The organism is Mycobacterium sp. NGS29 (assembly GCF_059812965.1).
This window is the reverse complement of record NZ_JCALDR010000004.1, coordinates 202,288-221,849: the sequence shown is the minus strand read 5'-3', so window position 1 is coordinate 221,849 and position 19,562 is coordinate 202,288. Positions and strand designations below refer to the sequence as shown.

General features: G+C 69.2%; 17 protein-coding genes. 4 read left to right on the top strand and 13 right to left on the bottom strand.

Annotated elements, in window-relative coordinates; all coding sequences use genetic code 11:
- Positions 1-500 precede the first annotated feature (500 nt).
- From AC5Y5Z_RS07605 to mqo, 7 genes are read right to left on the bottom strand one after another with little or no spacing between them, the layout of a single operon-like run.
- A complete protein-coding gene (locus AC5Y5Z_RS07605; RefSeq protein WP_463826975.1) occupies positions 501-2,093 on the bottom strand; it encodes an MFS transporter in 1,593 nt (530 codons plus the stop codon).
- Between the two features lie 22 nt (positions 2,094-2,115).
- Positions 2,116-3,324 carry a uroporphyrinogen-III C-methyltransferase gene (gene cobA, locus AC5Y5Z_RS07600; RefSeq protein ID WP_473139938.1) on the bottom strand — a complete coding sequence of 403 codons (1,209 nt, stop codon included), beginning with the start codon at positions 3,322-3,324 and terminating at the stop codon, positions 2,116-2,118.
- Complete coding sequence (locus AC5Y5Z_RS07595; protein WP_499924361.1) at positions 3,321-4,718, bottom strand: cobyrinic acid a,c-diamide synthase CobB; 1,398 nt, start codon at positions 4,716-4,718, stop codon at positions 3,321-3,323. The genes cobA and AC5Y5Z_RS07595 overlap by 4 nt, the downstream gene beginning before the upstream one ends.
- On the bottom strand, positions 4,712-5,326 hold the full coding sequence (gene cobO / locus AC5Y5Z_RS07590; protein WP_463826978.1) for a cob(I)yrinic acid a,c-diamide adenosyltransferase: 615 nt from the start codon (positions 5,324-5,326) through the stop codon (positions 4,712-4,714). Before cobO ends, AC5Y5Z_RS07595 begins: the two co-directional genes overlap by 7 nt.
- 1 nt (position 5,327) lies before the next feature.
- The gene (locus AC5Y5Z_RS07585) at positions 5,328-7,157 is read right to left on the bottom strand and encodes a magnesium chelatase subunit D family protein (protein WP_499924354.1); all 1,830 of its coding nucleotides are present in this window, start codon (positions 7,155-7,157) and stop codon (positions 5,328-5,330) included.
- A complete protein-coding gene (locus AC5Y5Z_RS07580; RefSeq protein ID WP_463826980.1) occupies positions 7,154-7,630 on the bottom strand; it encodes a GNAT family N-acetyltransferase in 477 nt (158 codons plus the stop codon). Before AC5Y5Z_RS07580 ends, AC5Y5Z_RS07585 begins: the two co-directional genes overlap by 4 nt.
- A gap of 7 nt (positions 7,631-7,637) precedes the next feature.
- Positions 7,638-9,119, bottom strand: a complete 1,482-nt coding sequence (gene mqo / locus AC5Y5Z_RS07575) for a malate dehydrogenase (quinone) (RefSeq protein ID WP_499924349.1) — start codon at positions 9,117-9,119, stop codon at positions 7,638-7,640.
- A gap of 130 nt (positions 9,120-9,249) precedes the next feature.
- On the opposite strand from mqo, the gene AC5Y5Z_RS07570 reads away from it, so the two are divergent.
- From AC5Y5Z_RS07570 to AC5Y5Z_RS07555, 4 genes are all read left to right on the top strand, one after another.
- Positions 9,250-10,236 carry an alpha/beta hydrolase gene (locus AC5Y5Z_RS07570; RefSeq protein ID WP_463826982.1) on the top strand — a complete coding sequence of 329 codons (987 nt, stop codon included), beginning with the start codon at positions 9,250-9,252 and terminating at the stop codon, positions 10,234-10,236.
- A gap of 7 nt (positions 10,237-10,243) precedes the next feature.
- Positions 10,244-11,623 (top strand): mycothione reductase, encoded by a 1,380-nt coding sequence (gene mtr, locus AC5Y5Z_RS07565; protein WP_473139943.1) that lies wholly within the window; start codon positions 10,244-10,246, stop codon positions 11,621-11,623.
- A 39-nt stretch (positions 11,624-11,662) separates the two neighbouring features.
- Positions 11,663-12,793 carry an alkaline phosphatase family protein gene (locus AC5Y5Z_RS07560; RefSeq protein WP_499924341.1) on the top strand — a complete coding sequence of 377 codons (1,131 nt, stop codon included), beginning with the start codon at positions 11,663-11,665 and terminating at the stop codon, positions 12,791-12,793.
- An 83-nt stretch (positions 12,794-12,876) separates the two neighbouring features.
- The gene (locus AC5Y5Z_RS07555) at positions 12,877-13,812 is read left to right on the top strand and encodes a PPE family protein (protein ID WP_499924336.1); all 936 of its coding nucleotides are present in this window, start codon (positions 12,877-12,879) and stop codon (positions 13,810-13,812) included.
- A gap of 1 nt (position 13,813) precedes the next feature.
- Here AC5Y5Z_RS07555 and AC5Y5Z_RS07550 read toward each other — a convergent pair whose 3' ends face one another.
- From AC5Y5Z_RS07550 to map, 6 genes are all read right to left on the bottom strand, one after another.
- A complete protein-coding gene (locus AC5Y5Z_RS07550; RefSeq protein WP_463826986.1) occupies positions 13,814-14,590 on the bottom strand; it encodes a 3-oxoacyl-ACP reductase in 777 nt (258 codons plus the stop codon).
- Complete coding sequence (locus AC5Y5Z_RS07545; protein WP_499924334.1) at positions 14,587-15,954, bottom strand: aldehyde dehydrogenase family protein; 1,368 nt, start codon at positions 15,952-15,954, stop codon at positions 14,587-14,589. Before AC5Y5Z_RS07545 ends, AC5Y5Z_RS07550 begins: the two co-directional genes overlap by 4 nt.
- The gene (locus AC5Y5Z_RS07540; RefSeq protein WP_499924331.1) at positions 15,951-16,691 is read right to left on the bottom strand and encodes a gamma-glutamyl-gamma-aminobutyrate hydrolase family protein; all 741 of its coding nucleotides are present in this window, start codon (positions 16,689-16,691) and stop codon (positions 15,951-15,953) included. The genes AC5Y5Z_RS07545 and AC5Y5Z_RS07540 overlap by 4 nt, the downstream gene beginning before the upstream one ends.
- A complete protein-coding gene (locus tag AC5Y5Z_RS07535) occupies positions 16,672-18,027 on the bottom strand; it encodes a glutamine synthetase family protein (protein ID WP_499924327.1) in 1,356 nt (451 codons plus the stop codon). The genes AC5Y5Z_RS07540 and AC5Y5Z_RS07535 overlap by 20 nt, the downstream gene beginning before the upstream one ends.
- 26 nt (positions 18,028-18,053) lie before the next feature.
- Positions 18,054-18,602, bottom strand: coding sequence for an alpha/beta hydrolase (locus AC5Y5Z_RS07530; protein ID WP_499924591.1), 549 nt, complete (start codon positions 18,600-18,602; stop codon positions 18,054-18,056).
- Positions 18,603-18,694: 92 nt separating this feature from the next.
- Positions 18,695-19,552 carry a type I methionyl aminopeptidase gene (gene map / locus AC5Y5Z_RS07525; RefSeq protein WP_463826990.1) on the bottom strand — a complete coding sequence of 286 codons (858 nt, stop codon included), beginning with the start codon at positions 19,550-19,552 and terminating at the stop codon, positions 18,695-18,697.
- Positions 19,553-19,562: the final 10 nt, after the last annotated feature.

The window sequence follows — 19,562 nt, the reverse complement described above, 5'->3', positions numbered from 1 at the left end:
CGGCGAAGGTGGGATCTCGGCGCGTCGAACGTCACGCCAGCGCGACGCTCACCTGCCATCGCCACGCTGGCGTGACGCTCGGCGAAAAGCGCGGCTGGGCGAGCGTGGGGGCTTGGCGACGCGTGGGGACTTAGCGAGGCCCGCGGCTCGGCGAAGGTGGGGTCTCGGCGCGTCGAACGTCACGCCAGCGCAACGCTCACCTGCTATCGCCACTCTGGCGTGACGCTCGGCGACATGCGCGGCTGGGCGAGCGTGGGGCTTGGCGACGCGTGGGGACTTAGCGAGGCCCGCGGCTCGGCGAAGGCGGGGCCTCGACGCGTCGAACGTCACGCCAGCGCGACGCTCACCTGCCATTGCCACGCTGGCGTGACGCTCGGCGACGCGTGGGGGTAGCGGCGAATGCGGGCTCGGCGACACGTGGGGGTAGCGGCGAATGCGGGCTCAGCGACGCGTGGAGCTCGGCGACGCGAAGGGCGCGGCGACGCGAAGGGCGCGGCGGGCTACAGCTCGCCCGCGTCCAGCGCTTCCTTGACCTCCTGCGCGTGCGCGACCTGCTCCGGCGTGTAACCGATGAACAGCGCCGCACACCCCACGATGACGGCCGTGCCGGCCACCCACAGCAACCCGTAGGTGTAGCCCTTGTCGAGGGCATGCAGCTGCAGTTCGTTCATGAACTTCACCGGCCCGGTGGTGCCGCCGTTGTAGAGCGTGCGCGAGGTGATCACGGCCTGGATGACCGCCAGCACCAACGGCCCGCCCAGGCTCTGCAGCATCAGCGTCATCGCCGAGACCGGACCGATCTGGTCGAACCCGACGCCGGCGATCGCCGAGAGCGTCAGCGGAACGACGACCATCCCGATCCCGATGCCGCCGACGACGATGGGCAACACCAGGTTGGGGAAGTAGGGAGCGCCGCGGTGCATGCACAGGGAGCCGTAGATCATGGCGCCCAGCAACAGCCAGCCACCGCCGATGGTCAGCACCCGCGGCGAGAACCGGGACACCAGCTGTGAGGAGATGCCCAGGCCGATCCCCATCGCAATGACGAACGGGATGAACCCGATGCCGGCGCGTAGCGCGCTGTAGCCCAGGATGTCCTGCACGTACAGGCCGATCGACACGGTCAGGCTGAACATGACGCCACCGGCCAGGAAGATCGCGCCGAAGGTGACCAGCCGGTTGCGGTCGCGGAACAGCTCGAACGGAATCACCGGGTTCTCCGCGGTGCGCTCCACGATGACGAAGGCGATCGCGGCGGCCAGTGCCACCACGCCCGAACCGATGGTGGTCACCGAGATCCAGCCCTTTTCCGGCCCGATCGAGAAGGCGAAGACGGCCGCGGTGCAGGCCAGGGTGGCCAACATCGCACCTGCGGCATCCAACTTCATCCGCTCGCGGTTGGTTTCCCGCAGCGCGGTGCGGGCCAGGTAGATCATCACCAGCCCGATCGGCACGTTCACCAGGAACGCCAGCCGCCAGGAGTACTCGGTCAGGAACCCGCCGACCACCAGACCCATCACCGAACCGATTGCGGTCATCGCGGCGAACACGGCGGTCGCGGCGTTACGCGCCGGCCCCTTCGGGAAGGTCGTCGCCACCAGCGCCAAACCGGTCGGCGATGCGATCGCCGAACCAATGCCCTGCGAGAGCCGCGCAATGACCAGGGTCACTTCATCCCACGCGACCGCGCACAGCACCGAGGAGATGGTGAACAGCGCGACACCGACGATGAACGTGCGCTTGCGCCCGATGGTGTCGCCGAGGCGCCCACCGAGCAGCATCAGTCCGCCGAAGGTCAGCACGTAGGCGGTGATCACCCAGCTGCGGCCCGCATCGGACAGGCTGAGCTCGTCCTGAATCTTAGGAAGCGCGACGATGGCAACGGTGCTGTCCATGGTGGCCAACAGCTGCATCCCACCGATCGCGATGACCGCGGCGATGAACCGGTAGGAAGGCAGCCAGGTCGGGTAATACCTGCTCAGGCGCTGCAAGGTGGTCTCCACCGAATCCGTGGGACGCTCCTGTGCCGAACTTTGCGAGCGTCCATCTGTCCAAGTATGGACAACCCGCTCTGAGTCGTTGAGAGCCGTCATAGCAGGTTACCTTACAGTAATCTTAAGAATCGTCTAAAGCCCCGAGGCCCGCGACGGGTCCGATCACGATGATTGCGGGTGGTCGGATCCCCTCCGCACGGACCTTCTCCGGGGTCTCCGCGAGGGTGGCCCGCAACGTCTGTTGCGCCGCCGTCGTGCCGTGCTGGACCACCAACACGGGAGTATCCGCAGGTCGGCCGCCTTCCAGCAGCGCGGCCGCGAAGAGTTCGATGCGTTCGACCGCCATCAGCAAAACAATCGTGCCCGTCATTGCTGCCAATGCATCCCAATTCACTAACGATTCGGGATGGTCGGGCGCCAGATGGCCGCTGACCACCACAAACTCGTGATTTGTGGCCCGATGGGTGACCGGAACGCCCGCCATGGCGGGTACAGCTATGGCACTGGTCACACCCGGCACCACAGTCACCGGAATCCCCGCTTCGGCGCACGCCAGCACTTCCTCGTAACCCCGTGCGAACACGAACGGATCACCGCCCTTGAGCCGGACCACGAACTTGCCGGCCCGAGCCCGTTCGATCAGCACGGCGTTGATCGCGTCCTGGGCCATGGCGCGCCCGTACGGGATCTTGGCCGCGTCGATCACCTCCACGTGCGGCGCCAGCTCGGCGAGCAACTCCGGCGGCGCGAGCCGATCGGTCACCACGACGTCGGCCTGGGCCAGCAGGCGGCGGCCGCGCACCGTGATCAGCTCGGGATCGCCGGGTCCGCCGCCGACCAGTGCCACACTTCCGCGCACCGCGTCCTCGCTGTCGGCGAGGATGACGCCCTGCTGCAGCGCCTCGCGGATCGCCGACCGGATTGCCGCCGAACGGCGGTGCTCGCCACCGGCCAGCACGCCTACCGACAGGCCCGCGTATTCGAACGACGCCGGGGTGACCGCGGTGCCCTCGACGGCGATGTCCGCGCGGACACAGAAGATGCGGCGACGTTCCGCTTCGGCGACGACGGCCGCGTTCACCTGCGGATCGTCGGTGGCCGCGATGGCATACCAGGCGTCGTGCAGGTCACCGTCGCGGTATTCCCGCAACGTCAGCGTGATCCCGTCCATCGCCTCGACGGACTGGGTGGCGCTGCGGGAGACGACGTGCACGTCGGCGCCGCTGGCGATGAGCAGTGGTAGCCGTCGTTGCGCCACGCTGCCCCCGCCGACCACGACGACCTTCCTGCCGGTCAGTCGCAGTCCCACCAGGTAGGGGCTCTCGGTCACCGGGCAAGCCTAGTGGCGGGTGTGGCGGCGGTGCAGGCCGTGGCGTGCGCGACGAAGCGCGCCACCGCCCGGGGCGTCGCGGCGGCGTGGGTGTGCAGATACGAGGCGTGCACACCGCCGTGCACTGCGCCTTCGCGCGTCCCGCCGGCCCCCGGGTAGGCCCAGGCGGGCTGGTAGTCGTCGTTGAAAGCGATTGTGGTCCGGTGGAATTCGTGTCCGGACACCCGCTCCCCGGTCGCGTACACCGACGAATCGGCCAGCGCGACGGCGTCGCGGTAGGCCAGGGTGAGGTGCTGGGTGAAGCGCGCCGAGCCGGCCAGTACCCCGCACATCGGGTGTCCGTCGACGTCGGAGACCAGATAGATCAGTCCCGCGCATTCGGCATGCACCGGAGCACCGGAAGCGGCCAGTTCGCGGATCTGCCGGCGCACCTCGTCGTTCGCGGACAACTCGGCGGCGAACTGCTCGGGGAACCCGCCCGGCAGCAACAAGGCGGTCGTCCCCGCGGGCAGGGTTTCACTGAGCGGGTCGAACTCGGCGACCTGCGCACCGGTGCCCTGCAGCAGTTCGGCGTGTTCGGCGTAGCCGAAGCTGAACGCCTTTCCCGCAGCCACGGCGATCACCGCGTCGCGGGCGCCTGCGACCGGCCCGACGGCGACCGCCGGATCCCACGCCGCGTCGTCGACCCGTCCCCCGGCGGCCGCCACCACGGCGGCCAGATCGACATGACGGGCCACCAGATCCGTCATCGCCGCCACCGCCGACCGGGCGTGCCGACCGTATTCAACGGCAGTCACCAAACCCAGATACCTGGTCGGCAGCTCCAATTCGGCGACGCGGGGAATCACACCCAGCACCGGCACGCCGGCCTGCTCGCACGCCTGCCGCAGCACCTGTTCGTGCCGGGCCGAACCGACGCGGTTGAGGATGACGCCGCGGACCCGGGTCTGGGGGTCGAACGTGGAAAAACCGTGCAGCAGCGCGGCGATGCTGTGGCTCTGGCCTCGTGCATCGACCACCAGGATCACCGGCGCGCCCAGCAGGGCGCCGACGTGCGCGGTGGACCCCACCGCCGGGCCGGTCACGGTCGCCCCGATCCGCCCGTCGAACAGACCCATCACTCCTTCGATCACCGCGATGTCGGCGCCCGCGGTGCCGTGCCGAAACAGCGGGCCGATCAACGACTCCCCCACCAGCACCGGGTCCAGGTTGCGGCCGGGACGGCCCGCGGCCAGCGCGTGATAGCCGGGGTCGATGAAGTCCGGGCCCACCTTGAACGGCGCCACCCGGTGCCCGGCCCGAACCAGGGCACCGATCAAACCCGTTGCGACCGTTGTCTTTCCGCTGCCGGAGGCGGGCGCGGCGATGATGACGGCGGACGCGGGGGCTACCACTCGATTCCCTTCTGACCCTTGCGCCCGGCGTCCATCGGGTGCTTGACCTTGGTCATCTCGGTCACCAGGTCGGCGGCCTCGATCAGCCGCGGCGGGGCGTCGCGGCCGGTGATTACCACGTGCTGGTGGCCGGGTCGAGCAGTGAGCGCCTCCAGCACGTCATCGAGGTCGAGCCAACCCCATTTCAAGGGGTAGGTGAACTCGTCGAGGACGTAGAAGTCGTGCCGCTGGGTGGCCAGGCGCTGCTTGATCTCGGTCCAACCGTCCGCGGCCGCCGCCGCATGGTCGACGTCGCTGCCCGATTTGCGGGTCCAGGACCAGCCCGAGCCCATCTTGTGCCACTCGACCGCGCCACCGACGCCGTGATCGTCGTGCAGCTCGCCGAGTCGCCGGAACACCGACTCCTCGCCCACTTTCCATTTCGCGCTTTTGACGAACTGGAACACCCCGATGCCGAGCCCGACATTCCAGGCCCGCAACGCCATTCCGAACGCGGCCGTCGACTTACCCTTGCCGTCGCCGGTGTGCACGGCCAGTACCGGGGTGTTGCGGCGCGCCCGGGTGGTCAGGCCGTCGTCGGGAACTTCGGTCGGAATGCCCTGCGGCATATCAGGCCACGCTACGAACGGCGTGGGTGAGGTGATCGGCGTGCAGCTGTTCGAGCCGCAGCACCGGCGCGCCCAACTGGGTGGCGAGCTGACCGGCCAGACCCAGCCGCACATAGGACGTCTCGCAGTCCACCACCACCGCGGCGACATCCTCGGCAACCAGGCGGGCTGCGGCAATTTTACTGCGGCCCAACGGGTCTAGGCCGGAGGTCGCGCGTCCGTCGGTCAGCACCACCAGCAGCGGCCGCCGGCCCCGGTCGCGCACCCGCTCGCGCAGCACCAGCTCACGCGCGGCCAGCAGACCCTCGGCCAGCGGCGTCCTGCCACCGGTGTCGAAGCGGGCCAGTCGACGGCCGGCGATGTGCGCCGACGAGGTCGGCGGCAGCAACACGGTAGCGGCCTGCTGCCGGAACGTGATGACGGCGACCTTGTCGCGACGCTGATAGGCATCGCGCAGGAGCGAGAGGGTGGCGCCACTGACCGCCGCCATCCGGTCGCGCGCGGCCATCGACCCGGACGCGTCGACGACGAAGATCACCAAGTTGCCTTCCCGGCCCTCGCGGACGGCGCGGCGGATGTCGTCGGGCCGCAACCGCAACCGCCCGCCGGCCGATGCCTGCTCGGCCGCCGACAGCAGGCTGGCGAACAGGTGCAGACCGTGGGCGTCGGGGTCGGCCGGTGGTGCGGCGGCCACCACGCTGCCGGCGGCGTTGCGCGCGCGGGACCGTCGGCCGGGGGCCCCGGCACCGACGCCGGGCACGGTCAGTGCCCGGGCGCGGAAGACCTTCGCCGGCGGGGCGCTGGGCCGTGGCGGTGCCGGGTTCGAATTCGGTTGTGGTGTATCGCTCTTGGGTGTGACGCCGCCGCCCGATGGATCGGGATCCGGGTCCGGTTCGCCGTCCTGGGATTGCGCGGCCTGGGCCAGCGCTTCGTCCAGTTGGTCTTCGTCGATGCCGTGCTCGTCGAACGGGTCACGCCGGCGCCGATGCGGCAGGGCCAGCTGCGCCGCCACCCGGATGTCCTCTTCCTCCACGGTGTGAGCCCCGCGCCAGGCCGCGTGCGCGACGGCGGTCCGGGCCACCACCAGATCCGCGCGCATGCCGTCGACGTCGAACGCCGCGCACAGCGCCGCGATGCGCCGCAACTCGTTGTCCGGCAACACCACATCGTCGACCAACGCGCGGGCCGCGGAGATGCGCGCGGCCAGCTCGGCATCGGCGGGCGCGTAACGCTGCGCGAAGCCCTCCGGGTCGGCCTCGTAGGCCATTCGTTGGCGGATCACCTCCACCCGTACGTCGACGTCGCGGGACGCCTGGACATCCACGGTGAGTCCGAACCGGTCCAGCAACTGCGGACGCAGCTCGCCCTCTTCGGGATTCATCGTCCCGATCAGCACGAAGCGGGCGTCGTGGGAGTGGGAGATGCCGTCGCGTTCGATGTGCACCCGTCCCATCGCCGCGGCGTCGAGCAGGATGTCGACAAGATGGTCGTGCAGCAGGTTCACCTCGTCGACGTAGAGCACCCCGCCATCGGCGCGGGCCAGCAGTCCCGGCGAGAACGCGTGCTCGCCGTCGCGCAACACCCGTTGCAGGTCCAGCGAGCCCACCACCCGGTCTTCGGTTGCGCCCAAAGGCATTTCGACCAGACCGGCACCTTCGGCACCCGTCGCCGCCGACAGCAGCGCGGCCAGTCCGCGCACCGCCGTCGACTTCGCGGTGCCCTTCTCACCCCGGATCAGGGCACCGCCGATCTCCGGGCGTACCGCACACAACAGCAGCGCGAGCCGCAGCTGGTCGTGTCCGACGATGGCGCTGAACGGGTAGGCCTTCATCGCTGAGCTCCCGCGCCGGGTCCTGAACCGGGCCTGAGCATCGGCACGTGCGGAATGCCGCCGTCGATGAAATCATCGCCGTCCCGGACGAACCCGTGTTGGGCCCACATGTCGACCAGGTAGGTCTGCGCGTCGATCCGGCACGGAAAGTCACCCACCTCAGCCAGCGCGGCGCGCAGCAACCGGGTGGTGTGGCCCTGACCACGGGCGCTGCGCTTGGTGCACAACCGGCCGAGCCGGAAGGCCTTCTCTCCGCCGGGGTGTTCCTCCATCAGCCGCAACGTGCAGATCACCTCTCCCTGCGGGGATTCCAGCCAGAAGTGCCGGGTCTCGGCGAGCAGGTCGCGCCCGTCGAGTTCCGGGTAGGGCCACGCCTGCTCGACCACGAAAACCTCCACTCGCAGTTTGAGCAGCTCGTAAAGAGTCTGCGCGTCAAGATCTTTGGACCACATCCGGCGCAATGCTTCACTCATCGGCGGCTCACGCGGCGTCCAACTGCAGAGCCCGGGAGGTCCAGGACCGCAACTCCTCGTACAACACCGGTTCGTCGGACAACGTGGCCCCCAGCGACGGCACCATCTCTTTGAGCTGGGGCAACCACGACTGATACCGGCCGGCGAAACAGGTTTGCAGAACTTCCAGCATGATCGGCACCGCGGTCGAGGCACCCGGCGAGCCGCCGAGCAGGCCGATGATGCTGCCGTCGGCGTCACCGACCAGCGAGGTGCCGAACTCCAGCACCCCGCGCCCGCGACGGCCCCGCCGGATCACCTGGACCCGCTGTCCCGCCACCGTCATTTCCCAGTCGGAATCCGTTGCGGCGGGTACGAATTGGCGTAACACGCGGACCCGCTCGGGTTCGGACAGCCGCAACTGGCCGAGCAGATAGGCGAGCATGGTCGTCTGCGTGGCGCCGACACCGAGCATCGGCACCAGATTCCCCAGCCGGATCGACCGGGCCAGGTCACTGAAGTGCCCGTGTTTCAGGAACTTCGGCGACCAACCGGCGTACGGCCCGAACACCAGCCACGGCTTGCCGTGCACGAAACGCAGATCCAGGTGCAGCGCGCCGAGCGGCGGGGCGCCCGGCGACGGCACGCCGTACACCTTGGCGCGGTGCCCGGCGGTCAGCGCCGGGTTGGTACAGCGCAGGAAGCGGCCGCCGATCGGGAACCCGGCGAGGCCCCGGATCTGCCTGATGCCCGATTTCTGCAACAACGGCAGCGCGTCGCCACCGGCGCCGACGAACACGAACTTGGCGGTGAGCTGGCGCTTTTTGCCGGTGCGGCGGTTCGCGACCGTGATGGTCCAGCCGCCGTCGGACCGGCGGGACAGGTTGAGCACCTGATGACCGAACCACGCCGTGGCGCCGCCGCGCACGCAGTAACCGACGAGCTGGCGGGACAACTCGCCGAAGTCCACGTCGGTGCCGTCGGCGGACCAGTTGAGCGCCACGGGCTCGGTGAAGTCGCGTCGGGCGGACATCAACGGCAGCCGGCGCGCGAATTCGTCCGGGTCGAGAATCAATTCGGTGGCGGCGAACAGTGGGTTGGACGCCAGCGCGTCACGGCGGCGCCGCAGATACTCGACACCGTCGGCGCCGCGGACGTAACTCACGTGCGGGACGGCGTTAAGGAAGTCGCGGACGTCGGTCAGCATGCCGTTTTCCACGGCGTACGCCCAGAACTGGCGGGTGACCTGAAACTGCTCGTTGACCAGCACCGCTTTGCTGATGTCGATCGTGCCGTCGGGCCGCTGCGGGGTGTAGTTCATCTCACACAACCCGGCGTGGCCGGTGCCGGCGTTGTTCCAGGGACTGCTGCTTTCGGCGCCGACGCCGTCGAGTCGCTCGATCACCGTGATCGACCAGTCCGGCTCCAGCCGGCGCAGCAGCGCCCCCAGCGTCGCGCTCATGATCCCGGCGCCCACCAGCACGACGTCGGTTCTGGTTCGCTGTGACACCGGCTGATGATCCTTCCCTGGGTATGCCGGTCCCAGGTTATCCCGATGGGTCCGGGCCCAACGACCCAAGCGCCCGACGGCCCGGCACCTTTGTGAGCACCACCGGGACACCTTCTTTAAGCTGGCCATCGTGACTGGCTGGGTGCCCGATGTGTTACCCGGCTACTGGCAGCACTCGATCCCGCTGGGGGCCGATCCCGACGGCGAGGGCGACATCGTCGCGACCCTGGTCCGACGCGGGCCGCCGGCGGCTACCGAGCACGCGGTGCTGGCCGTCCACGGCTACACCGACTACTTCTTCCAGACCGCCCTGGCCGACCATTTCGCCGAGCGCGGCTTCGGGTTCTACGCGCTGGACCTGCGCAAGTGCGGCCGGTCGCGGCAGCCCGGGCAGACCCCGCACTTCACCACCAGCCTGGCCCGCTACGACACCGAGCTTCGCCGCGCGGTGACCCTGATTCGCGCTGAGTCCGGCAATCCCACCGTGGTGATGTACGGGCATTCCGCGGGCGGGCTCATCGTGTCCCTGTGGCTGGACCGCCTGCGGCGCCGGAACGCGACCGGGTCCGCCGGCATCGGGGGCCTGGTGCTCAACAGCCCCTTCCTCGATCTGCACGGGCCGGCCTACCTCCGACTCGGCGTCACGTCGGCGACCATTGCGGCGCTGTCGCGGGTGCGGGGCAAGGCGATCGCGCGGGCCGGCGGTGCCGGCGGCTACGGCTCCAGCCTGCACCGCGACTACCACGGCGAGTTCGACTACGACCTGCGGTGGAAGCCCTTGGGCGGCTTCCCCATCACCTTCGGCTGGCTGCATGCCGTGCGCAGCGGCCAGGCCCGCCTGCACCGGGGACTCGACGTCGGGGTGCCCAACCTGATCCTGCGCTCGGATCACACCGTGCCCGAAGACGCCGGCCCGCAGGCGCTGCAGTGCGGTGACGCGGTGCTCGACGTCCGCCAGATCGCCCGCTGGGCCGGCTGTATCGGCAACCGCAGCAGCATCGTTCCGGTTCCCGACGCCAAACACGACGTCTTCTTGTCGCTGGAGCAACCACGCCGGTTGGCCTACCGCCATCTCGACCGGTGGCTGGACGATTATCTCTGCACACGGAAAGGCTGACCGCTGAATGGAAACCTACGATCTCGCAATCATCGGAACCGGTTCGGGCAACTCCATTCTCGACGAGCGTTACGCCGACAAGCGGGTGGCGATCTGTGAGCAGGGCACCTTCGGCGGCACCTGTCTGAACGTGGGTTGCATTCCGACCAAGATGTTCGTCTACGCCGCCGAGGTCGCCGAGGCGGTACGCGGGGCGGCGAAGTTCGGCATCGACGCGCACCTGGACGGGGTGCGCTGGGATGACATCGTCTCCCGTGTGTTCGGCCGCATCGATCCGATCGCGAACAGCGGCGAAGACTATCGGCGTTCGCTGCCCAACGTCGAGGTGTACGGCCACCACACCCGTTTCGGGCCGGCCCAGGACGACGGCCGCTACCTGCTGCGCACCGAGGCCGGCGACGAGTTCACCGCCGAGCAGGTGGTGATCGCGGCGGGTTCGCGACCAGTGGTCCCGCCCGCGATCCAGAACAGCGGTGTGACCTACCACACCAGTGACACCGTGATGCGCATCCCCACCCTGCCACAGCACCTGGTGATCGTCGGAAGTGGTTACGTGGCAGCGGAATTCGCGCACATTTTCGCCAGCCTGGGTAGCCGGGTCACCATCGTGATGCGCGGCGGCACCATGCTCAAGCACTGTGACGACGCGATCTGCGAACAGTTCACCCGGATCGCGTCCGCCAAATGGGAGCTGCGGGCGCGGCGCAACGTCGTCGACGCCGAGAACCGGGACTCGGGCATCACCGTCAAACTCGACGACGGGTCCAGCATCGAGGCCGACACACTGCTGGTGGCCACCGGCCGGATCTCCAACGCCGATCTACTGGACGCCGAACAGGTGGGTGTCGATGTCGAACTGGGCAGAATCGTGGTGGACTGTTACCAAAGAACCTCTGCGCGTGGGGTTTACGCCCTCGGTGACGTCTCATCGCCCCATCAGCTCAAACACGTCGCCAACCACGAGGCCCGGGTGGTGGCGCACAATCTGCTCACCGACTGGGACGACACCGAGTCGATGGCCGTCACCGACCACCGATTCGTTCCGTCCGCCGTCTTCACCGACCCGCAGTTGGCCAGCGTCGGACTGACCGAAAACCAGGCACTGGCAGAGGGATACGACATTTCCGTCAAGATTCAGGAGTACGGCGACGTCGCCTACGGCTGGGCGATGGAAGACACCACCAGCATCGTCAAGCTGATCGCCGAACGCGGCACCGGCAAGTTGCTGGGCGCGCACTTCATGGGCTACCAGGCCTCGGCACTGATCCAGCCGTTGATCCAGGGCATGAGCTTCGGTCTCACCGCTGCCCAGATGGCCCGCGGCCAGTACTGGATCCACCCGGCGTTGCCCGAAGTGGTCGAGAACGCGCTGCTGGGCCTGGCGTGAATCAGCCTGGCCCGCTCGCAGCCGTGCCACACTGACCGCGTGCCCGGCTCGATCTGCGATGTGCTGCCCAGCGTGGCGGCACTGTTCGGGGTGCCGGACGGGGTCGACGTACTCGGGCTGGCGGATTCGGTCGGCGGCACCGACCGCGTCTGCATCGTGCTGGTCGACGGGATGGGCTGGGAGTTGCTGGCCGACCTGGCCGCGGACGCGCCGCTGCTGGCCTCGGTGCTCGCCGGCGGCACCGGACGGCTGCGCCGCCTGGACTGCACCTTTCCGTCCACCACCCCGGCCAGCCTGGTGTCACTGGGCACCGGAGCCCCGCCCGGCCAGCACGGGGTGCTGGGCTTCACGGTCAACGTGCCCGGCACCGAGCAGGTGCTCAATCACATCCGCTGGCGCGACGACCCACCGCACGCCCAGTGGCAGCCGTTGCCAACGTGGTTCCAGCGGCTGTCCCGCGCCGGGGTCGGCACGCGCGCGGTGCTGCCGGAGTGGTTCCGCGGCAGCGGACTGACCGAGGCGGCGTATCGCGGTGCCACGTTCGTCCCGGCGCGTTCCGGTGCGGACTACGCAGCCACGCTGGCAGCGGAGGTACGCGCGGCGCCCGGCCTGATCTACGGCTACACCGCCGACCTGGACACCGCCGCCCACGTGTTCGGCATCGGCTCACCAGCCTGGCACGAAGCGGCGAGCGGGGTCGACGCCCTGCTGCGCAGCGTGGCCGAGGCGCTGCCGGCGAACGCCGTGCTGCTGGTCACCGCCGACCACGGCGGTCTCAACGTGCCCACGGACGCCCGCATCGACATGGACGCCGACCCGCGGCTCACGGCGGGTGTGCGGGTGGTGGCGGGCGAACCGCGGGTGCGCTACCTGCACACCGAACCCGGCGCCACCGACGACGTGGTGGCCACCTGGACCGAGCTGCTCGCCGGCCGCGCGCAGGTCCGCACCCGGGCCCAGGCCGTCGCATCGGGCGTCTTCGGGCCGGTCCGCCCCGATTACCTGCCCCGGATCGGCGATGTCGTGGTCACCTGCACCGGCGAGGCGGCAATCCTGGCGACCGGCCACGAACCGCCGGAGTCGGCCCGTCTCGTCGGCTTTCACGGCGCGGCGACCGCCGCGGAACGGGCAATTCCGCTGATCGAAATTCGGAGCGAACTCAAATGTTGAGTCAGGTGGCTGACACCACGGGCTCGGGATAGGTTGAGAGCGTGGATCTGCTGGTCGCGGGCCACGGCTGAGGAGATGTAGCGATGGATTACGGCTGCCTGGCACCGGAGATCAACTCGGCGCGAATGTATGCCGGTCCCGGCGCGGGATCGTTGCTGGCGGCCGCGACAGCCTGGAACCAGTTGGCCGACGGGCTGGATGAAGCGGCAGCCGACTTCCGGAGCGTGACCACCCGGCTCAACGGCGGGTGGCAGGGTCACGCCGCCATCGCGATGACCCAGGCCGCCGCGCCCTACCTGGGCTGGCTGGGCGCCGCCGCCGCCAAAGGCCGGCAGACGGCCGCACATGCCGCGGCAGCCGCGAGTGCTTACGAAGAAGCGCATGCGGCGGTGGTGCCTCCTGCCGTCGTCGCCGCCAACCGGTCCCGGCGCACCTCGATGGCCAGCACCAATTCGCTGGGCCAGGACAGCGAGTCGATCGCCACCGTCGACGCCGACTACGAACAGATGTGGGCCCGGGACGTCGAAGCCATGTACAGCTACGCCGACGCGGCTGCCGCGGCCTCCCGGGTGACGCCGTTCACCTCGGCGCCGCTGGCCGTCGACCTGCCGGTGCTCGCCAGGTCGGGCGAGGTCAGCGACCCCGACATGATCGCGGCCGGATCGCAACTGATCTCCAGCCTTCCGCAGGCACTACAGGCGCTCGCGTCGTCGCCGTCGGCCGCCTTCGATGCCGCGCTGATGTCGATGTCCTCCTCGCTGGTGCGGCTGGGTTCGTTGGCCGCGCCGGTGAAATTCCCGATGCAGCTGCTGAATTTCCTGGGCCGCGGACCCCGGCGGGCGGCGGCTCCGGTGACGGCACGCTGGGGCGGTGGGGCGCGGATAGGTCGATTGTCGGTGCCGCCGGCCTGGAGCGACATCGAACCGCCCAGCCCGGTCAGCGTGGACTTCCGCGCCTCTGCCCGCCGGATGCGGATGATCGGCGGGCGGGCCGTCTGCGCGCGGCTGATCTGCTCCTGACTCAGAGCGGGGTCACGTAGGCCGAGCTGATGCCACCGTCGACCAGGAACGTCGACGCGGTGATGAACGACGCGTCGTCACTGGCCAAAAACGCCACCGCGGCGGCGATCTCGTCCGGATCGGCGAACCGGCCCAGCGGCACGTGCACCAGCCGGCGCGCCGCCCGCTCCGGGTCTTTGGCGAAAAGTTCCTGCAGCAGCGGTGTATTCACCGGACCCGGGCACAGCGCGTTGACGCGGATGCCCTGCCGGGCGAACTGCACACCGAGTTCGCGTGACATGGCCAGCACGCCCCCCTTGGAGGCGGTGTAGGAGATCTGTGACGTCGCCGAACCCAGCACTGCGACAAAGGATGCCGTGTTGATGATCGCACCCCTGCCGGCCGGCACCATGTGCCGCAACGCCGCCCGGCAGCACAGGTACACCGACTTCAAGTTGACGTCCTGCACGTGCTGCCAGGCCGCCAGTTCGGTGTGCTCGATCAGATCGTCCTCCGGCGGTGAGATACCGGCGTTGTTGAACGCGATGTCGACCCCACCGCAGGTGTGGGCGGCGGCGTCGAACAGCTTGTTCACCGACTCCTCGTCGGAAACGTCGACGTGCACATACAGACCGGATAGTTGCTCGGCGGCCGCGCCGCCGGCCTCGCCGTCGATGTCGGCGATGACGATGGTGGCACCCTCGGCGTGCATGCGGCGGGCGGTGGCCAAACCGATGCCGCTGCCGCCGCCGGTGATGACGGCCACCCGCCCGGCCAGCCGTTGCGTCAGGTTGATCACGGACTCTCCTTGATCGCGATGAAGACGTTCTTGGTCTCGGTGAAGTGCAGCGGCGCATCGGGTCCGAGCTCGCGGCCCAGCCCCGACTGCTTGAATCCGCCGAACGGGGTGCTGTAACGGACCGAGGAATGCGAATTCACCGACAGGTTGCCGGACTCGACCGCGCGGGACACCCGCAGCGCCCGGGACAGATCGTCGGTCCAGATCGACCCGGACAGACCGTATTCGGTGTCGTTGGCCAGCTCGACGGCGTCCGCCTCGTCGTCGAAGGCCAGCACCGTGACCACCGGTCCGAAGATCTCGTCGGTGACGCTGCGGTCACCGCGTTGCGGGGTGAGAACCGTTGGTGGGAACCAGAATCCGGGGCCGGCCGGGGCGACGCCCTGAAACGCGACCGGGGCACCGTCGGGCACGTAGGAGGCCACCCTGGCGCGGTGCGCCGCCGATACCAGCGGGCCCATCTCGGTGTCGCGCTGGGCGGGATCGCCGACCACCACGGCTTTGACGGCCGGCTCCAGCAGTTCCATGAACCGCTCATAGACGTTGCGCTGCACCAGGATTCGGCTGCGGGCGCAGCAATCCTGTCCAGCGTTGTCGAACACCCCGGCCGGTGCGGTCGCGGCCGCACGCTCCAGATCGCAGTCGTCGAAGACGATGTTGGCGCTCTTGCCGCCCAGTTCCAGCGTCACCCGTTTGACCGCCGCTGCCGCGCCGGCCATCACCTTCTTGCCGACGTCGGTGGACCCGGTGAACACCACTTTGCGGATGTCGGGGTGGGTGACGAACCGCTCCCCCACCACCGCACCCTGGCCGGGCAACACCTGCAGCAGGTCCGGGTCCAATCCGGCCGCGGCGGCCAGCTCACCGATTCGCATGGTGCTCAGCGGCGTCCATTCGGCAGGCTTGACCAGTACCGCATTGCCCGCCGCCAGAGCGGGCGCGATGGCCCAGGTCGCGATCACCATCGGGAAGTTCCACGGGGTGATCACCCCGACCACGCCCATCGGTTCGTGGAAGGTGACGTCGATGCCGCCCGCCACCGGAATCTGCTTGCCGCACAGTCGTTCCGGGCTGCCGGCGTAATACTGCAGCACATCGCGGACGTTGCTGGCCTCCCATTCGGCCGAGGTGATCGGGTGTCCGGAGTTGGCCACTTCCAGCGCGGCCAGTTCGTCGAGGTGGGCGTTGACGGCGGCGGCGAACGCCCGCAGGCCGGCGGCGCGGTCGGCCGGCGCGAGCCTGGCCCACCGTTTCTGGGCCGCCCGGGCGCGGCCCACCGCGTCGTCGACGGCCGCCGCGTCGGCGTGCTCCACCGAGCGCAGCACTGCTGCGGTGGCGGGGTTGAGCAGCTGTACCGCAGTCACCGGCGCGTCCTTGCCGCGTCGACCAACGCAGTGAACAGCCGCAGGTCGTCCAGCGACTTCTCCGGGTGCCATTGCACCGCAAGGCAGAACGTGTCACCGGGCAGCTCCACGGACTCGACCACCCCGTCGGCGTCCCAGGCACCGACCACGAGTCCGTCGCCCACCTTGTCGATGGCCTGGTGGTGATAGCACGGCACGTCGGTGGACTCACCCAGCAACGCCGCCACCCGGGTGCCCGCCACCGTGCGCACCGGCAGCCTGCTGAACACCCCGTCGCCGGCCCGGTGCCCGGAGTGGCCCAGCACCTCGGGCAGATGCTGGTGCAGGGTGCCGCCGAAGGCGACGTTGAGGATCTGCGCGCCCCGGCAGATACCCAGCACCGGCAGCCGCCGGTCCAGCGCGGCCCGCAGCAACGCGAACTCCCAGGCGTCCCGGTCGGTGCGCGGCGCATCGGTGGTGGGGTGCGGCTGTTGGCCGTAGCAGGCAGGGTCCAGGTCGTACCCCCCGGTGATTACCAGCGCATCCAGGCGGTCGAGCAGCGCATCGACGGTGTCGGGCGCCACCGGCTGCGGCGGCAGCAGGACCGGGACGCCACCGGCGAGCGCCACGCCCTCGAAGTAGTCGGCGGGCAGGTAGGCGGCCGGGATGTCCCAGACCCCGGTGCGGACCTGCTCCCGATACATGGTGAGCCCGACGACCGGAGCTCGCGCGCTGTCCCTAGAGCCGTTCAAAGCCACGAATCCTCTCCCAGTCGGTGACCGCCGCGTTGAACGCCGCCTGTTCCACGTGCGCGTTGTTGAGGTAGTGGGCGACCACCTCGTCGCCGAACGCCGCACGGGCACGTGACGAGGCCCCGAATGCCGCGGCCGCCTCGGTGAGCGTGCCGGGCAGTCGCTCCACATCCTGGGCCTCGTAGGCATTCCCGAGGTACGGCTCGCCGAGCTCGAGACCCTGCTCGATACCGTACAACCCGCCCGCGACGAGCGCCGCCACGGCGAGGTACTGGTTGACGTCGCCGCCGGGAACCCGGCACTCGACGCGGATACTCGGTCCGTGCCCGACCACCCGCAGCGCGCAGGTGCGGTTGTCCAGGCCCCAGGCCACCGCGGTGGGCGCGAAGCTGCCGTCGGCAAAACGCTTGTAAGAGTTGATGTTCGGCGCATAAAACAGCGTGAACTCCCGCACGGTGGCCAGCAGCCCGGCGATGAAGCTCCGGAAGGTGGCCGACATACCCTGTGGCGCATCGGGATCGGAGAAAACCGAGCCCTCGGTGTCGCGCAGCGAGACATGGATATGGCAGCTGTTGCCTTCGCGCGCATCGTATTTCGCCATGAACGTCAGGCTCTTGCCGTGCCGGTCGGCGATCTCTTTGGCACCGTTCCTGTACACCGCGTGGTTGTCACAGGTGACCAGCGCCTGGTCGTAGCGGAAGCCGATCTCCTGCTGGCCGGCATTGCATTCGCCTTTGCTGGCCTCCACCCGCAGCCCCGCGCCCTGCATGCCCAGCCGGATATCGCGCAGCAGCGGCTCCATCCGCGTGGACGCCGCGATCGCGTAGTCGATGTTGTAGTCGCTGGCCGGGGTCAGGTCACGGTAACCGCCGGCCCAGGCCTGCCGGTAGGACTGGTCGAAGACGATGAATTCCAGCTCGGTGGCGACGTCGGCGACCAGCCCACGCTCGCCCAGCCGATCGAGTTGGCGGCGCAGCACCGCCCGCGGCGACACCGCGACCGGACTGCCGTCGGCCCAGGACAGGTCGGCCAGGACCAACGCTGTGCCCGGCAGCCACGGCACACGGCGCAGCGTGCTCAGGTCCGGTGTCATCGTCATGTCGCCGTAGCCGGTCTCCCAGCTCGACATCGCATACCCGGCAACGGTGTTCATGTCGACGTCGACGGCCAGCAGATAGCTGCAACACTCGGCGCCGTGCCCGGCCACCTCGTCGACGAAGAACCGGCCCGCCACCCGCTTGCCGACCAGCCGGCCCTGCATGTCGGTGAACGCCACGATGACGGTGTCGATGTCACCGGCAGCGACCAGCCGTTCCAGGTCAGCCTCGGAGAACCCAGTCATGCTCGTCAGTCAACCACCTGGAAACCTCACCAACCGCTGGTACGCAGGATGATCTCGGTGGCCAGCTGCGCGGTCGTCTCGTGCGCGCTGCGCCGCCCGAGCATCTCCACCACCCGGTAGTCACCGAAGACGAAGCGCTGGCTGTCCCGGGCGGCGTCGCGCACGGTCGGCACGCTCACCAACACGGTGGTGGCGATTTCCACCGGCGGGCACGTGTCCTCGGGCCCCTCGCCGCCGTTGATCCGCGGATGTGGCCGGTCGATCGCGACCAGTCCGGCGAAGCGACCCAACTTGGTGGCGGCCAGCACCCACGCCAACTCCGCGCCGCTGCGATCGCCGACCACCACCGCCCAGCCGATCCCGAGCGAATCGAGGATGCCGATCACCGACTTCGGGGTCAGGCGCGGGTCGGCGCCGATCACGACGGTGCGCAGCGAGGCGTTGTGCAGTCGCTCGCAGAGGGGGTCGTAGGCGGCGGGGGCGCGTTGCTCGGCGGCCAGCACCACCACGACAGTGCCCTTCTCCGGGCCGGACACGCCCACCAGGACCGGGAAGCCGTCGTGCGTGGTCATCATCGTCGGGGGCACCACCGCAAATTACCGGAAATCGCCGCCCCGGGCAGCGGACGGCATCGCTGTGTGGGCCGGCCCCGACACTGGACGGCAGCTCAGGGCAGCGTGAGGATTTCGGCCCCGGTTTCGGTGACCAGCAGCGTGTGCTCGAACTGCGCGGTCCACTTGCGATCACGGGTGACCACTGTCCAACCGTCGTCCCAGATCTCGTAGTCCAGCCCACCCAGGTTGATCATCGGCTCGATGGTGAACGTCATCCCCGGCTGAATTACCGTGTCGACGGCGGGCTGGTCGTAGTGCAGCACGACCAACCCGTTGTGGAACGTGGTGCCGATCCCGTGCCCGGTGAAGTCACGAACCACGTTGTAGCCGAACCGATTTGCGTAGGCTTCGATGACGCGTCCGATCACCGACAGCGCCCGGCCGGGCTTGACGGCCTTGATCGCCCGCATCGTCGCCTCGTGGGTGCGCTCGACCAGCAGGCGGTGCTCCTCAGAGACGTCGCCGGCCAAAAACGTCGCGTTGGTGTCGCCGTGTACGCCGTTGATGTAGGCGGTGACGTCGATGTTGACGATGTCGCCGTCCTCGATCACCGTCGAGTCGGGGATGCCGTGGCAGATCACCTCGTTGAGCGAGGTGCAGCACGATTTCGGGAAGTGCTTGTAGCCCAGCGTCGACGGGTACGCCCCGTTGTCGACCATGTATTCGTGGGCGATGCGGTCGAGTTGGTCGGTGGTGACGCCCGGGGCGACGGCCTTGCCGGCTTCCTGCAGCGCCCGGGCCGCGATCTGGCCGGCGACGCGCATCTTCTCGATGACCTCGGGCTCCTGCACCCACGGCTCGGTGCCTTCCTTGGCCGTGGATTTGCCGACGTATTCCGGGCGCGCGATCCACGTGGGTACCGGCAGCGTCGGGGACAGCACGCCGGGGGAAAGCGCGGTACGAGCGGGCATGGCAGACAGC